Genomic DNA, 15822 nt, shown 5'->3' with positions numbered 1-15822 from the left:
TGGTGGGTGCGACCCAGGGTAGATCTGGCGAAGCGGTGATGGGTAAATCTGTGCTGGACAAGTTTCTAACTGACAAGATCTGCACGATCGGAAGCCGTCCAGACTCCCTCGATGGCCATCGTCAACGTCAGCGGGCTCAGCAAGACCTTCCGGGTGGCCGACAAGCAGCCCGGTCTTGGCGGCACCCTGCGCCACTTCCTCCAGCGACGCCATCGCCTCGTGACGGCTGTGCAGGACATCAACATCGCGATCGAACCCGGTGAAATGGTGGGGTTCCTCGGGCCGAATGGTGCCGGCAAGACCACCACCTTGAAGATGCTGACGGGCCTGATTCACCCCAGCGCCGGCACGGTGCGGGTGGCCGGCCATGAACCCTTCCGTAGGCAGGCGGACTTCCTGCGTCAGATCACGCTGGTGATGGGTCAGAAGCAGCAGCTGATCTGGGATCTGCCGCCACTCGATTCGTTGCGGGTCCATGCCGCCGTCTACGGCATCGGCGCGGCCGAGAGCAAGCGCCGGATCGCCGAGCTGGCCGACATGCTGGAACTGGATGAGGAACTGACCCGTCCGGTTCGCAAACTCTCCCTGGGGCAGCGCATGAAGGCCGAACTGATGGCGGCGTTGCTGCATCAGCCAGCGGTGCTGTTTCTCGATGAACCCACCCTGGGACTGGACGTGAACGCCCAGGTGCGGGTGCGTTCCTTTCTGGCCGACTACAACCGCCGCACCGGTGCCACGGTGCTGCTCACCAGCCACTACATGGGCGATATCACGGCCCTGTGTGAGCGGGTGCTGCTGATTCACCAGGGGCGACTCTTTTACGACGGCAGCCTTGAAGGGCTCACCGACCAGTTGGCGCCCTGCCGCCAGGTGCGGCTGGAGTTGCGCCATGTCTTGCCGGCCCGCATGTTCGAGAGCTACGGAACCCTGGAAAGCCAGAACGGCAACGAGGTGCGGCTGCTGATCGAAGGGGATCGACTGACGCAGCAGGTGGGTCGTCTTCTGGCCGATTTCGATGTCTGTGACCTGGAAGTGAACGATCCACCGGTGGAGGAGATCATCGGCCAACTGTTCCGCCAGAGGGACGACCGATGAGCAAGAAGCTGCAGCGGGGATTGCGCCTAGTGCGAGTGCTGCTGAGCAGCCAATACGCGTACATGCTGGAGTACCGCGCCGAGATTGCGCTATGGGCGCTCTCGGGCGTGCTGCCTTTCATCATGCTCGGCCTCTGGAGTGGGGCCAGCGGCAACAACGGCAACGCCCCCACCGCTGAACTCCCATCGCTGGGATTGGATCCCATCGCCCTGGCGCGGTATTTTCTGGCTGTGTTCATCGTGCGCCAGTTCACGCTGGTGTGGGTGATCTACACCTTTGAGGAAGACCATCTCCAGGGCCGGCTTTCGGGCTATCTGCTGCAACCACTGGCGCCGGTCTGGCGGTATGTGAGCGCCCACATCGCCGAACAGGCCACACGTCTGCCCTTCGTGATCGCCCTGGCAGCCCTGTTCTTCCTGCTCTATCCCGCCGCCTTCTGGCTGCCGTCTCCAGCGGCGCTTCTGCTGGCGGTCATGGCCATGCAGCTCGCCTTCGCCCTGCGCTTCCTGATCCAGTTCGCCCTCACCACGGTCTGCTTCTGGAGCGAGCGGGCCAGCGCCCTGGAGCGGCTGCTGTTCATTCCCTATCTCTATCTCTCAGGCCTGATCGCTCCGTTGCAGGTGTATCCCGAACCGGTGCGCCGCCTGGCGCTGTGGACTCCGTTTCCATACATGATTGCGATACCGGCCCAGCTGCTGGCCGGCGAGAAGGTGGATGTCGTCGCCAGCTTTGCCGTGGTGAGCCTCTGGATCGCGATCCTGCTGCCAATCACATGGGTGCTCTGGAAACGGGGATTGCGGCAGTACGGAGCGATGGGGGCATGACGCTCGGCAGCAAGATGAACGGCGGCACCGTGGGGCGCTACTGGCGCACCCTGCGCAGCTTCTGGGGAGCGGCCCTGGCGGCCGAGCTGGAATACCAGATCAACCTGCTGATTGAACTGCTGGCCACAGGTGGCAATCTGGCTGGCAGCCTGTTCGTGTTGTCGCTGTTCTTCCGCTCCGGCCATGGGCTGGGGGGCTGGAGCTGGGAGGCAGCGCTGGTGGTGCTGGGGATGTACACCGTGCTGGATGGCATCGCCAGCACCCTGCTGCAACCCAACCTCAGCACGATCGTGGGTCATGTCCAGAACGGCAGCCTGGATTATGTGTTGCTCAAGCCGATCGACAGCCAGTTCTGGCTGTCGTTGCGCACGGTTTCCCCCTGGGGTCTCCCTGGGATCGTGCTGGGTGTTGTGCTCATGGTTGTGGGAGCCGTCCGTACGGGAGCAACGCCGAGCCTGCAGGATCTCCTGCTGACGGGGCTGATGCTGATCTGCGGCAGCCTGATCCTGTACAGCCTCTGGTTCATCCTGGCGGCCACCAGCATCTGGTTCGTGAAGGTGTGGAACGCCACGGAGGTGCTACGCAGCTTTCTGGCCGCAGGCCGTTATCCCATCAGCGCCTATCCGATCGGCCTGCGGCTGTTCTTCACCGTAGTTGTACCAGTGGCTTTCCTTACCACGGTGCCCGCCGAAGCCCTGCTGGGTCGTGCAAATCTCAGCTGGCTCACGGCATCAGGAGTGGTCACGATCCTGTCCCTGCTGGCGAGCCGTTGGTTCTGGAAATATGCTCTGCGATTCTATACCTCAGCCTCCAGCTAAACAAGCCTGACTCGCAACAGACTAGACCCAACCAACGAGCTTACATCCTCTGGCTTTAGTCATCACCAGACATTCTCAATCACGTTCATTGCCTGCAGATAGGCGGGCACGTGATCCTGGCCCAGCTGGTCGTCCGAAAAGGTGTCATCGAGGGCAGCTTTACGGGCATTATCCGCAATCACGGCGGTGGCGAGAAGATCCAGTGCCTCGGGATTATCGAGACTCTGCAAAGCCTCAGCGTACTTGCGGCTATGGGTCGGCCGAACTGATTCCTGGCAGTAATTCGACATCTCCCGACTTTCGGTCATCACCGAAAAGGCGATGTCCTTGGTGCTCGGCTTGCCGTAGACCGCCATGTAGAGCAGATTCACCATCGAGGCATCGTGCACCAGGATGCCGTAGTTGCGCACGATCTGTGGCCAGCAGCTCAGGGCCTTGAGCCCTTCCAGGCCGCCACGGGGCAAGCCAGCCGCTTCACACCAATCCTGCAGTTCCTCCATCGTGTGCGGACAGCGCTGATGCGCCCGCATGCGCTCCGCCAGGATCTGGCCCACCTGGAAGTTCCGGGTCGGACTGCCCGAGACCGGCTGCATCATGCTGCCGCGCACGTCGGCCACCATGGCGGTGAGCTGGGCGAAGGTGTGATCCCGCACTTTTTCCATGTCACCACCGCGGTTGAGGGCCGCCTCGATGCGCTGCACGCCATAGCCCAGTTCGGTGAGGGCGATCGGCTGGCGGCCATAGAGCCGCTGACGATCCCGGCGCGCCATGGATACCGTGGCAGCCTGATCGATGCACTGATCGAGCAGCAGGGTAAGCAGGGTTGGGAGAATGCCAGTATTTTCACGGTGATAGGCGTGTCCGAAGCCGGCAAAGATGGAGGAGATATTCTTGGCCGCCTTGATATATTGCGCTTCAATATTGTGAATCCCAGGAGATACTTGAATATTAGGCGAGATCTTGTCCAACATCCGTGCCCCCAGCAGGGCCGTCAGTGCATTGGGGTGGCAGAAATTGGCGGTGAAGCTGTCGACCGGATTGCGGAGAGCACCGTGGCGATGAAAGCCGGAAAAGAAGGCCAGATTCGGATATCTCTCGCATAACACATAGGATTCGTTGCGAATGTGATCGTGGCTGAAAGAGCCGGCCAGACAGGCCAGCACCACCTGTTCACGTTTCAGCTCGGTTCGCAGGGCACAGGCATCCTGAAGGTCCTGGTCGATGTGATTGCTGTTGGCGCTCAGCACCACCAGATCGCAGTGCTGGATCAGATCAGCCAGGCCGTTGGTGGCCGCAGCTCCCTGCTGCGGATGGTGCGCCATGCGCTTCACGGTTTCGAGATGCTCCGGATCCATGCCGGCAATGGCATCGTCCGAGAAGGCACCCATCAGATCGCGGCCCGGCCTGGGGGCCAGCATCAGGCTGCTGCCATCGGTATGCATGGCGCAGTTGTAGGCGATCGAACCTGGATAAAGACCGATGCTGTAGAGACCGACCTTGCCTGCATCAATGGCCTGGATTCTGCGCTTGATCGCGTCTTTATCCAGCGAGTCATCGAAGAAGGCGTTTTGCATACTGGCTTTTGAAGGCGCGCGCGGTCTTGATTGATCGCAATTGTAAAGGAGCCCTGCCATGCCTGGCTCCGGAAGGACCAACACACTTCGTCATCCCTGGGCAATCTCGCCAGTTCCGGTGACTGAACCAGCCACAATCACCAGCCATTTGTCCTAGTCCACCCTCGCAACACCGTCGCCTTCAAACTGATTTCTTTCCTGCTGAACCAACCCAGACCCACACCATTCCTCGCCGTGATCAGACCACTTGCCTGGATCAGAGCACCGCCCCCCGCACCGACCTCCTGCCGTTGGTGGCGCGGGGTTGCCAGGATGCGATCTCTCTGCGTTGCCTTCTGCCGTGCCCCCAGCTGTGGACTGGCATCGACACTGGTATCCGGTGGCCCCTCTGGCGGATCTCGACCGCCGCCGCCCCCAGCCCTTCACCCTGCTGGAGCAGGATCTTGTGCTCTGGTGGGAGGAGGCAGCCCAGCAGTGGCGGGCCTTCGCGGACGTGTGCCCCCACCGGCTGGTGCCCCTCAGCGACGGGCGGATCAATGCCAGGGGCGAGTTGGAGTGCCCGTATCACGGCTGGAGCTTCGAGGGCAGTGGCCGCTGCACCCTCATCCCCCAGGCCGAATCCGACGCCGCCCTCGCCTCGCGGCGATCGACCTGCCGCACCTACGCCACGGCCGAAGCCCAGGGCCTGCTGTTCGTGTTCGCCGGCGATCCGAACGAGGCCGCCGCGGTGCCCTTGCCGCTGGTGCCGGCCCTGGAGGAACCCGGTGAGCCCTGGCTGGTGCAGGACACCTTCCGGGACCTGCCGATGGATGCCCTCACCCTGCTGGAGAACGTGCTCGATGTGAGCCATGTGCCCTTCACCCACCACAAGACCGTGGGCAACCGCGCCACCGCAGCACCGGTGCGGGCCGAACTCACCAGCTTCGGCGAGGAGGGATTCACGGGGCTGTGGCCGGAGGGTCCGCGCAAGGGAAGCCTCGGCAGCCAGCACACCACCTTTGCAGCACCGGCCCTGATGTGGCACGAGCTCGACGCCAAGGCGTTCGCCCGCATTCTCACCGTGGTCTATGCGGTGCCGATCCGCCGAGGCGAATGCCGGCTGCTGGCGAGGTTCCCGTTCCGCTTCCGTTCCCCCTGGCCGGCGCGCCTGCTGGGGCTGCGGCCCCGCTGGCTGCAGCACATCAGCAACCATCGGGTGCTGGAAGATGACCAGCTGTTTCTCCACTGGCAGGAGCGGGTACTGGAGACCCGGGGGAGAAGTGGCTCGGCCAGCCGCGCCTACAACCTGGCCACTGGCGCCGATCTCTACATCAAAGCCCTGCACGACTGGGTGAGCCGCTTCAGCGCCGATCCGTTCCCCGATCAAACCTTGCCGCCGCGACTGGAGCGTGACGCGCTGATGGAGCGCTTTCACGCCCATACCGAGCACTGCCAGTCCTGTGGCGGTGCCCTGGCCGGAATCCGCCGCTGGCGGCCGTGGCTACCACTGCCGCTCTGGGGCAGCCTGGCCGCAATCGCCTGGTTTCACACCTTGCCTGCCCTGGTGGCCGGGGGCACGGTGGCCCTGGCCAGCGCACTGGCTGATCGTCAGCTGGGCCGCTGGGAGCAGGGGCTGTTGCGCGGAACGGGAGAACCGCCGCGCAATCGCCTCTGAGATTCAGACGCTGGCCGTGGCCAGTTCCGGCATGGTGACCACACCCTGCTTGCGGATCACCACCTGCTTGTCGTCGTTCACATCGACCACAGCGGTATCGCCTTCGCCGATGCGGCCGGAGAGGAATTCCTCGGCCAGGGAATCCTCGAGCAGGCGCATCACGGCACGGCGCAGGGGCCGGGCACCGTAACTGGGGTTGTAACCCTCTTCCACCAGGCGCTCCTTGAATGCGTCGGTGACCGAAAGCTCGATCCCTTTCTCGCGCATGCGGCCGAACACCTCCTTGAGCAGGATTTCGGCGATTTCCTTCACCTCATCGCGGCTGAGCTGACGGAAGACGATGATCTCGTCGAGACGGTTGAGGAACTCAGGCCGGAAGTACTGCTTGAGTTCCTCGTTGACCAGCATGCGGATGCGGTTGTACTGGGTTTCCTCCACATCGCCGCCACCGAACTCGAAGCCGAGGCCGCCGCCGCCCTTCTCGATCACCTTCGAACCGATGTTCGAGGTCATGATGATCAGGGTGTTCTTGAAATCGACCGTGCGGCCCTTGGAATCGGTCAGACGACCGTCTTCCAGCAGCTGCAGCAGCAGGTTGAACACATCCGGGTGGGCCTTCTCGATCTCGTCGAACAGCACCACGGTGTAGGGCCGCCGGCGCACCGCTTCGGTGAGCTGCCCGCCTTCGTTGAAGCCCACATAGCCCGGAGGCGAGCCGATCAGCTTGCTGACCGTGTGGCGCTCCATGAACTCCGACATGTCGAGGCGGATCATCGCATCTTCGCTGCCGAAGAAATACGCCGCCAAAGACTTGGTGAGCTCGGTCTTGCCGACACCGGTGGGGCCGGAGAAGATGAAGCTGGCGATCGGACGGTTGGGGTTCTTGAGGCCAACCCGAGCCCGGCGGATCGCCTTCGAGACGGCCTTCACCGCTTCGTCCTGACCGATCAGGCGCTGATGGAGGGTCTCTTCCATGTTGAGCAGCTTCACCGATTCGCTCTCGGTGAGCTTCTGCACCGGCACACCGGTCCAGGAGGCCACGATCTGGGCGATGTCTTCCTCCGTGACCAACGGATGGCGTTCCCCGTCGATGCCGGCCACTTCGGATCTGTTGGCCTCGCTGGTGGCGAGAGCAACGGCGACACCACCAGCTTCAGCGGCCTCAGCGGCACCGGCCTCAGCGGCGGGATCCTCGTCCTTGCGGGCCTGCAGGATCGTGCGGATCTGCTCGCGCAGCTCCACTTCCTTATCGCGCAGTTCACCGGCCTTGGTGTAATCCTGCTCGCGCACCGCGTCTTCCTTGTCTTTCTGCACAGCCCGGAGCTGCTTATCCACCTCCTTGGCGGCGGGGGGCAGCTTGGAGTTGAGCAGGCGCACGCGGCTGCCGGCTTCATCGATCAGGTCGATCGCCTTATCGGGCAGGAAGCGATCGGAGATGTAGCGATCGCCGAGGGTGGCGGCGGCCACGAGGGCCTCATCGGAGATCTTGAGGCGGTGATGCTGCTCATAGCGCTCCCGCAGGCCGCGCAGGATCTCGATCGTGTCGACCACGGAGGGCTCGCCCACCATCACCGGCTGGAAGCGGCGCTCCAGGGCCGCATCCCGCTCGATGTGCTTGCGGTATTCATCCAGGGTGGTTGCACCGATGCACTGCAGCTCGCCGCGAGCCAGGGCCGGCTTGAGAATGTTGGCGGCATCGATGGCGCCCTCGGCCGCACCGGCACCGATCAGGGTGTGGACTTCGTCGATCACCAGGATCACGTTGCCGGCACCCCGGATCTCCTCCATGATCTTCTTGAGGCGCTCCTCGAATTCGCCCCGGTACTTGGTGCCGGCCACCAACAGGCCGATATCGAGGGTGAGAACGCGCTTGTCTTCCAGGATGTCCGGCACATCGCCGGTGACGATGCGCTGGGCCAGACCTTCGGCAATGGCGGTTTTACCGACACCGGGCTCGCCGATCAGCACCGGGTTGTTCTTGGTGCGACGGCCGAGGATCTGGATCACCCGCTCGATCTCGTGCTGGCGACCCACCACCGGATCGAGCTTGCCTTCAGCGGCCTGCTGGGTGAGGTTGGAACCGAATTCATCGAGGGTGGGGGTCTTGGTGGAGCCCTTGCCACCACTGCCGGCCGCCACTTCGGCGGTTTCGCCGAGCATGCGGATCACCTGGGTGCGCACCTTGGCCAGGTCGACGCCGAGGTTCTCCAGCACCCGCGCGGCGACACCTTCGCCTTCGCGGATCAGTCCGAGCAACAGATGCTCGGTGCCGATGTAGTTGTGACCCAGCTGGCGGGCCTCCTCCAGGGAGAGCTCCAGCACCCGCTTGGCCCGGGGGGTGAAGGGGATCTCCACCGCCACGAAGCCGGAGCCGCGGCCGATGATCTTCTCCACTTCCACCCGGGCATCCTTGAGGTTGACCCCCATGGACTTGAGCACCTTGGCGGCCACACCGGTGCCCTCACCGATCAGGCCCAGCAGGATCTGTTCGGTGCCCACGAAGTTGTGACCCAGGCGTCTGGCCTCTTCCTGGGCCAGCATGATCACCTTGATGGCCTTCTCGGTAAACCGCTCGAACATGGGGCGGGGCCTGCTGCACGTCTCACTAACCTATCAGGGGTGAGCGGAGAGTGCGGTGTTGCTGTGCCAGCGCGGCAGATCGCTGTTGACTCAAGGCTTCAGGCCTGTTCAAGACATAAGACAACCAGCACGATCTGACGGGCTTCGCAACAAGAAACGCCGGTAAACCGAACCGCTGGATCGGTGATCGGTTCGGGCGCCACCAGGGGTGGTCGATGCGCAGGCGAAGGGCGTGCTGCCCGCGGGCCGCGAGGACGCGTTCAGGTCCGAAGGTCGAGCCATTGGATCAGGGCGTCCTCGCCGCTGCGGTAATAACCACGACGGATGCCGGCATCGCGGAAGCCGAAGCGGGCGTAGAGGCCCCGCGCAGCGCCGTTGCCCGTCGCCACCTCAAGGGTGGCCCGGCTCGCGGCTCGTCCCCGGGCCTCCGCCAGCAGCGCGGCCAGCACCTGCTGCCCCAGGCCGAGGCGGCGCCACTGCGGATCCACCGCCACCACCGTGATGTGCAGCTCATCGAGGATCAGCCAGCCGCAGGCCATCGCCACCAGCGCCTCCCCCTGCCAGAGCCCCACACCCGGCCGGGAGGCTTCCTGCAACTCGGTGCGCCACTGGCTCTCCGTCCAGAGGCCCCCCAGGGCCTGCTGATCGAGCTGCAGGCAGGCGGCCAGATCGGAGAGGCTGAGCGGAGCCGGACCCGTCACCATCCCGACGGCTTCCGTACATTCACTGCACATCGTTTCCTCGCCGCCCGGGACCCGCGCTATGGTGTTGACAGCTTCCCAGCAGAGCGCCGGCCCGGAGGCGGGCTCGGCGGCCGCAACGCCCCAGCCCTATGAGGCCGGACGCGATCTGACCAGCCCCAACCGCAACCTCACGCCCCTCACCACCGAACGGGACGGCGAAGGGCGGCTGCAGGTGGGAGGCTGCGGCCTGAGCGACCTGGCCCGCACCTACGGCACACCGCTCTATGTGCTCGATGAGGCCACGCTGCGGGCCACCTGCCGCGCCTACCGCGACGCCCTGGCGGTGCATTACCCCGGTTCGGCTCTGGCGCTCTATGCCTCCAAGGCGAACAGCTCCCTGGCGATCACGGCCCTGGTGGCGACCGAGGGGCTGGGGCTGGATGCCGTGTCTGCCGGCGAACTGCTCACGGCGCTGCAGGGCGGCATGCCCAGCGACCGGATCGTGCTGCACGGCAACAACAAGTCGAAGGAGGAGCTGGAACTGGCCGTGAGCCGCGGCATCACCGTGGTGGTGGACAACTGGCTCGACCTGGAGCTGCTGGCCGAGCTGGCACCGGCCCAGGGGCAACCGGTGCGGCTGATGCTGCGCTTCACCCCGGGCATCGAGTGCCACACCCACGAGTACATCCGCACCGGCCACCTCGACAGCAAGTTCGGCTTCGATCCCGACCAGCTTGAAACGGTGCTGCGCCATCTCAAAGGTTGTCCCTGGGCCGAGCTCACCGGCCTGCATGCCCACATCGGCTCCCAGATCTTCGAACTGCAACCCCACCGGGACCTGGCGGGCGTGATGGCCGATGCCCTGGCCCTGGCCCGCTCCCTGGGCCACCCGGTGCAGGACCTGAACGTGGGCGGCGGCCTCGGCATCCGCTATGTTGCCTCGGATGATCCGCCGAGCATCGAGGAATGGGTGCGCGGCGTGGCGGTGGCGGTGGCCGAGGCCTGCCGCGAACGGAACCTGGAGCTGCCGCGGCTGCTGTGCGAACCGGGCCGCTCCCTGGTGGCCACCGCCGGCGTGACTCTCTACACGGTGGGCAGCCGCAAGGACATCCCCGGCATCCGCACCTATCTCTCGGTGGATGGCGGCATGAGCGACAACCCGCGGCCGATCACCTATCAATCGCAATACACCGCCGTACTGGCCGATCGCCCCCACGCAGGTCTGCCCGGCGGGGAGTCTCCTGAAGATCAGCCGCTCGAAACGGTCACCGTGGCGGGCAAGCACTGCGAATCGGGCGATGTGCTGCTCAAGGACATCGCCCTGCCGCCGGCCGGCCGGGGCGACGTTCTGGCGGTGTTCTCCACCGGCGCCTACAACGCCTCGATGGGTTCCAACTACAACCGCATTCCCCGACCGGCGGCGGTGCTGGTCCACGAGGGGATGGCGGAGCTGGTGCAACGGCGCGAACAGCCGGAAGACCTTCTGCGCTACGACGTGCTGCCAGCCAGGCTCCTGCCGGTACCCTGAGTCTCAGGAAACGCCCCTGCATGTGGCCTGGCTGAGGCTCGTCGATCCCCGCCTGCTGCTCGACCTGCTGTTCGCCACCGGTCTGGGAGTTGTGGTGCTCGGCCGGGTCACCGAATCCCGCACGCTGTGGCTGCTGCGGGGCTACCTGTTTCTGGTGGCGCTGGCCTGGGTGGTGCAGCGCTACGCCAACCTGCCGCTCACCACCAAGCTGGTGGATGCCCTGGTGCTGGCCTGCAGCCTGGCCCTGGCGATCCTGTGGCAAGGGGAGCTGCGCCGCCTGATGGAACTGCTCGGCACCGGACGGCTGGACGTGCTGTTCGGCAACAGCGGCCGCGATGGCCTGGCCTCCGGCTCGGTGGCGGTGCTGAGCGAGGCGGCCGGGCGCCTCTCCCAGAGCCGCAGGGGGGCGCTGGTGCTGGTGGATCTGGGCAGCGACCTGCGCCCCGAGGATTTTCTCAATCCCGGCATCCCGCTGGATGCGCAGCTGTCGGTGGATCTGCTGCTCAACCTGTTCGCGGCCGATACGCCTCTGCATGACGGTGCCGTGCTGGTGCGGGCCAACCGGATCATGGCGGCGGGGGTGATCCTGCCGCTCTCGCGCCAGGGCAGCAACCGCTACGGCACCCGTCACCTGGCAGCCCTGGGCATCACCGAGCGCTTCGATCGCTGCCTCTGCATCGTGGTGTCCGAGGAAACAGGCACCTTGTCATTGGCCTGCCAGGGGCGGCTGGAGCGGCCGATCACCAGCAGCCGCCTGCACGACCTGCTCAGCGATGCCCTGGCTTCATCGACGGGACGTAGCGTGGCGAAGGACACGCCGGATTCCCGCGGATGAGTCGCGCCCTGGCGACCACCACCCCCCACTCCCACGTGTCGCCATTGCCGGCGGCTCTTGATCCCGCTCGCCTGCCCACCCATGTGGCGGTGATCATGGATGGCAACGGCCGCTGGGCGCGGCAGCGCGGCCTGCCGCGGGTGATGGGGCACCGGGCCGGAGTGGAATCCCTCAAGCGCACCCTGCGCCTCTGCAGCGACTGGGGCATCGGCGCATTGACGGCCTATGCCTTCTCCACCGAGAACTGGAACCGGCCGGGGGAGGAGGTGAGCTTCCTGATGGCCCTGTTCGAGAAGGTGCTGGTGCGGGAACTGGAGGGGCTGGAGCGGGAGCAGGTACGGATTCGCTTCCTGGGCGACCTGGAGCCCCTGCCGGAGGGGCTGCGGCAACGGATCGCCGAAGCCACCGAGCGCACGGCGGGCAACAGCGGCATTCATTTCAACGTCTGCACCAACTACGGCGGCCGCAACGAGCTGGTGCGGGCGGCGCGCCAGCTGGCCCAGCGGGTGGCGGAGGGCACGCTCGATCCCGAGGCGATCGATGAAGCCCGCTTCGCCGCTGAGCTGCACACCGCCGGCGAACCGGATCCGGATCTGCTGATCCGCACCAGCGGCGAGCAGCGGCTGAGCAACTTCCTGCTCTGGCAGCTGGCCTACGCCGAGCTCCACATCACCGATGTGCTCTGGCCCGATTTCGATCAGGAGGCGCTGCTGCGCGCTCTGCTGGACTACCAGGGCCGGCAGCGCCGTTTCGGCGGCGTGGCCCCCGCGGCCTGAAGCCCAGAGGCCACAAGCCCAACAGCCTGTACGCCGATCCCAACGCCCCGCCTGAAGCCCCTGTGATCACCCGCCACGACTGGAGCCACGCCGAGATCCAGACGCTGCTGAATCTGCCGTTGATGGATCTGCTCTGGCAGGCCCAGCAGGTGCACCGGGCCGCCAATCCGGGCTACACGGTGCAGCTGGCCTCGCTGTTGAGCGTGAAGACCGGCGGCTGCGAGGAAGACTGCGCCTATTGCCCCCAGTCGATGCACCACAGCGCCGATGTGGCCGGCCGGCCGGAGCTGGCGGTGGCACCGGTGCTGGAGCGGGCCCGGGCGGCGAAGGCGGCCGGCGCGAACCGCTTCTGCATGGGCTGGGCCTGGCGCGAGATCCGCGACGGGGCGCCGTTCGAGGCGATGCTGGCGATGGTGCAAGGGGTGAGGGAGCTGGGACTGGAGGCCTGCGTGACCGCCGGCATGCTCACCGATCAGCAGGCCGAGCGCCTGGCGGAAGCGGGCCTCACCGCCTACAACCACAACCTCGACACCAGCCCGGAGCACTACGGCCGGATCATCACCACCCGCACCTATCAGGAGCGGCTGGAAACCCTGCAGCGGGTGCGCCGGGCCGGCGTGACCCTCTGCTGCGGCGGCATCATCGGTATGGGCGAAACGCCGGCGGATCGCGCCGGCCTGCTGCAGGTGCTGGCCAGCCTCGATCCCCATCCCGAGAGCGTGCCGATCAATGCCCTGGTGGCGGTGGAGGGCACGCCGCTGCAGGAGCAGCCGGCGGTGGATCCACTGGAACTGGTGCGGATGGTGGCGGTGGCACGGATCCTGATGCCCCACAGCCGGGTACGGCTGAGTGCCGGCCGCGACCAGATGAACCGCGAAGCCCAGATCCTCTGCCTGCTGGCGGGCGCCGATTCGATCTTCTACGGCGACACCCTGCTCACCACCGGTAACCCGGATGTGGCCGCAGACCAGGCCCTGCTGGCGGCAGCGGGGGTGCGGGTGGAAACCGCAGGGGCGCCGCCTGCCGCTGGCAAGGCCTGTGCCGCATCACCGGCCCCGGCTGTCGCCCATGCCTGACGCGCCAGCCCCAGCCGAAACCTCTGCCGCCACCGAGGTGCTGGTGGCGGCGTTCTATCGCTTCGCAGTCCTGGCTGCGGACGACCTGCCGGATCTGCAGCAACGCTGGCGGGCCGTGGGCGAGGCCGGCGGCGTGAAAGGGAGCCTGCTGCTGGCCACGGAAGGGGTGAACGGCACGGTGAGCGGCCCCAGCTCAGGCGTGGAGGCCTTGCTGGCGGCCCTGCAGAGCGATCCACGGCTGGCCGAGCTCACGGTGAAGCGCAGCACGGCGCCGCGACAGGCCTTCCGGCGCTGGAAGGTGCGGATCAAGCGGGAGATCGTGAGCCTGGGTTGCCCCACGGTGCAGCTGGACGCCACACCCGTGGGCACCTATGTGGATCCGCAGGAATGGAACGCCCTGATCCGCGATCCCGACACCCTGGTGATCGATACCCGCAATGACTACGAGGTGGCGATCGGCAGCTTCGAGGGAGCGATCGATCCCGGCACCGGCAGCTTCCGGGAGTTTCCCCGGTGGGTGGAGCAGGAGCTGAGGCCCCTGGTGGCCGAGCGGCAGCCGAAGCAGCTGGCGTTGTTCTGCACCGGAGGCATCCGCTGCGAGAAGGCCACCGCCTACCTGCTCCAGCAGGGTTTCGAGGGGGTGCATCACCTGCAGGGCGGCATTCTGCGGTATCTCGAGGAGATTCCCGAGCAGGCGAGCCGCTGGCAGGGCGAATGCTTCGTGTTCGACCAGCGGGTGGCGGTGAACCACCGCCTGGAGCCCGGCGAGCACAGCCTCTGCCACGCCTGCGGCCTGCCGCTCTCGCCGGCCGATCGAGCCCTGCCCAGCTACGTGGACGGGGTGAGCTGCCGCCACTGCCTGAGCCGCTACAGCGACGCCGACCGCGCCCGCTTCGCCGAGCGCCAACGGCAGATCGAGCGGGCCGCCGCGTGCGGTGCCAGCCACCTGGGCCCCGGCGCCGACCCACCAACCTGATCCGTGCCCGCTGCCCGCACCACCCTCAACGCCCGCAACCTCGAGGCCCTCGGGGCGGCCCGCCTGGCGGAGCTGCTGCTGGAGCTGAGCCAGGGCAATGCGGCGGCCAAGCGCCGGCTGCGGCTGGCGCTGGCGGAAGGGCGCAGCGCCGAGGAGGCGGCGCAGGAGGTGCGCAAGCGCCTGCGCACGATCGACCAGGCCAGCACGTTTCTCGATGCGGCCAAACGTCGAACCCTGCTCACCGAGCTGGAGGGGCACCTGGCCACGGTCACCGGATCGATCCGCACGGAGGCACCGGCCATTGCCCACGAGCTGCACTGGCAGTTGCTGGAGCTCTCGGAGGGCCTCTTCGATCGCAGCCACGACGGCAGCGGCAGCCTCAGCGACTTCTTCCAGCGGGTGCTCGAGGCCCTGCCGGCCACGATGTTGGCGGCCCGGCCGGCGCCGGAGGCGGCGGCGGAACGGATCGCCGAGGCGCTGATGGAATGCAACGGCTACCACCAGCTGGATCGGCTGGTGGGGCTGCTGGCGGAGCCGCTGGGGCGGGAGGGGCTGGAGGCCCTGCGGGGGGAATTCCGTGCCCGCGGCACGCCGGAACGTTCGGCGGTGATGCTGGCGATCGCCGATGCGATGGGCGATGTGGACGCCTTCGCCGGCAGCTTCAGCGCAGAGGATCTGCGGCGCCCGTCGGTGGCGGCGGCGGTGGCGGAGCGGCTGCTGGCGGCGGGCCGGGCCGAGGAGGCCCTGGCGACGCTGGAGGGGGTGGACGAGGAGGGGCTGCAGTGGCTGGGGGCGGTGGTGCGACGGCCGCGGATCGAGGCGCTTGAGGCCCTGGGCCGCCGCCAGGAGGCCCAGGGGGAGCGCTGGCAGGGGTTTCTGGAGGATCTCGATGCCGGCCTGCTGCGCGAGTACCTCCGCCGGCTGGATGATTTCGAGGATGTGCAGGCCGAGGAGGAGGCTCTCGATCGGGCGCTGGCCCACGAAGACCCCGCCGAAGCCCTGGATTTCCTGCTGGCCTGGCCGGATCTGCGCCGGGCGGCGGAGCTGGTGCTGCGCCAGCCCCACCGCTGGAATGGGGAGGCCTACGGGCTCTACGGTCCGGCGGCTGAGCAGCTGGAGGCCGGCCATCCGCTGGCCGCCACCGTGCTGCTGCGGGCGATGGTGAGCTTCGCCCTGGAACACTCCCGCCCGAAGCGCTACCCCTACGCGGCCCAGCACCTGCTGCGCTGCGCCCAACTCGCGCAGCGCATCGACCACTGGCACGACCTGCCCACCCACCAGGAGTTCGAAGACGACCTGCGGGTGCGCTTCTGGCGGCGGATCGGCTTCTGGCAGGAGGTGGATGGTCTTCAGATGCCGTCCCATGGGCCAGGCTGATGGGCATGGGCGCCAGCGTTGGAAGA

Annotated in this window: 13 protein-coding genes; 10 read left to right on the top strand and 3 right to left on the bottom strand. The window is 66.5% G+C overall.

Going from position 1 to position 15822, the window contains the following annotated elements; translation table 11 throughout:
* Positions 1–111 precede the first annotated feature (111 nt).
* The 3 genes from H8F24_RS12870 to H8F24_RS12860 are packed head-to-tail and all read left to right on the top strand — an operon-like array spanning position 112 to position 2737.
* Positions 112–1095: an ATP-binding cassette domain-containing protein gene (locus H8F24_RS12870; RefSeq protein ID WP_197169881.1), complete on the top strand. Its 984-nt coding sequence runs from the start codon at positions 112–114 to the stop codon at positions 1093–1095.
* Positions 1092–1919 carry an ABC-2 family transporter protein gene (locus H8F24_RS12865; RefSeq protein ID WP_197154347.1) on the top strand — a complete coding sequence of 276 codons (828 nt, stop codon included), beginning with the start codon at positions 1092–1094 and terminating at the stop codon, positions 1917–1919. Before H8F24_RS12870 ends, H8F24_RS12865 begins: the two co-directional genes overlap by 4 nt.
* Positions 1920–1948: 29 nt before the next feature.
* Positions 1949–2737, top strand: a complete 789-nt coding sequence (locus H8F24_RS12860) for an ABC transporter permease (RefSeq protein WP_197172314.1) — start codon at positions 1949–1951, stop codon at positions 2735–2737.
* Between the two features lie 62 nt (positions 2738–2799).
* On the opposite strand, the gene H8F24_RS12855 is transcribed toward H8F24_RS12860, so the two are convergent.
* Complete coding sequence (locus H8F24_RS12855) at positions 2800–4311, bottom strand: hypothetical protein (protein WP_197154339.1); 1512 nt, start codon at positions 4309–4311, stop codon at positions 2800–2802.
* A 340-nt stretch (positions 4312–4651) separates the two neighbouring features.
* Here H8F24_RS12855 and H8F24_RS12850 point away from each other — a divergent pair, with 340 nt between their 5' ends.
* Entirely contained in the window at positions 4652–5965 is a 1314-nt protein-coding gene (locus H8F24_RS12850) for a Rieske 2Fe-2S domain-containing protein (RefSeq protein WP_231597815.1), read from the top strand.
* A gap of 3 nt (positions 5966–5968) precedes the next feature.
* Here H8F24_RS12850 and H8F24_RS12845 read toward each other — a convergent pair whose 3' ends face one another.
* Positions 5969–8545 carry an ATP-dependent Clp protease ATP-binding subunit gene (locus H8F24_RS12845; protein ID WP_197154337.1) on the bottom strand — a complete coding sequence of 859 codons (2577 nt, stop codon included), beginning with the start codon at positions 8543–8545 and terminating at the stop codon, positions 5969–5971.
* Positions 8546–8805: 260 nt separating this feature from the next.
* The gene (gene rimI, locus H8F24_RS12840) at positions 8806–9249 is read right to left on the bottom strand and encodes a ribosomal protein S18-alanine N-acetyltransferase (protein WP_197169880.1); all 444 of its coding nucleotides are present in this window, start codon (positions 9247–9249) and stop codon (positions 8806–8808) included.
* A 58-nt stretch (positions 9250–9307) separates the two neighbouring features.
* On the opposite strand from rimI, the gene lysA reads away from it, so the two are divergent.
* The 6 genes from lysA to H8F24_RS12810 all read left to right on the top strand — a co-directional run bounded on the left by lysA (position 9308) and on the right by H8F24_RS12810 (position 15796).
* The gene (gene lysA, locus H8F24_RS12835) at positions 9308–10756 is read left to right on the top strand and encodes a diaminopimelate decarboxylase (protein WP_197169879.1); all 1449 of its coding nucleotides are present in this window, start codon (positions 9308–9310) and stop codon (positions 10754–10756) included.
* Between the two features lie 22 nt (positions 10757–10778).
* Positions 10779–11591 (top strand): diadenylate cyclase, encoded by an 813-nt coding sequence (locus H8F24_RS12830; protein ID WP_197154327.1) that lies wholly within the window; start codon positions 10779–10781, stop codon positions 11589–11591.
* Positions 11588–12367 carry an isoprenyl transferase gene (locus H8F24_RS12825; protein ID WP_197154325.1) on the top strand — a complete coding sequence of 260 codons (780 nt, stop codon included), beginning with the start codon at positions 11588–11590 and terminating at the stop codon, positions 12365–12367. The genes H8F24_RS12830 and H8F24_RS12825 overlap by 4 nt, the downstream gene beginning before the upstream one ends.
* Before the next feature lie 122 nt (positions 12368–12489).
* Positions 12490–13443 carry a biotin synthase BioB gene (bioB, locus tag H8F24_RS12820; RefSeq protein WP_231598290.1) on the top strand — a complete coding sequence of 318 codons (954 nt, stop codon included), beginning with the start codon at positions 12490–12492 and terminating at the stop codon, positions 13441–13443.
* Complete coding sequence (locus H8F24_RS12815; protein ID WP_197169877.1) at positions 13436–14419, top strand: rhodanese-related sulfurtransferase; 984 nt, start codon at positions 13436–13438, stop codon at positions 14417–14419. The genes bioB and H8F24_RS12815 overlap by 8 nt, the downstream gene beginning before the upstream one ends.
* A gap of 3 nt (positions 14420–14422) precedes the next feature.
* Positions 14423–15796 carry a DUF6880 family protein gene (locus tag H8F24_RS12810; RefSeq protein WP_197169876.1) on the top strand — a complete coding sequence of 458 codons (1374 nt, stop codon included), beginning with the start codon at positions 14423–14425 and terminating at the stop codon, positions 15794–15796.
* Positions 15797–15822 lie beyond the last annotated feature (26 nt).

The organism is Synechococcus sp. CBW1002 (assembly GCF_015840915.1).
GTDB lineage: Bacteria > Cyanobacteriota > Cyanobacteriia > PCC-6307 > Cyanobiaceae > CBW1002.
The sequence above is the reverse complement of the archived record's forward strand: the minus strand, read 5'-3'. Positions and strand labels throughout refer to the sequence as shown.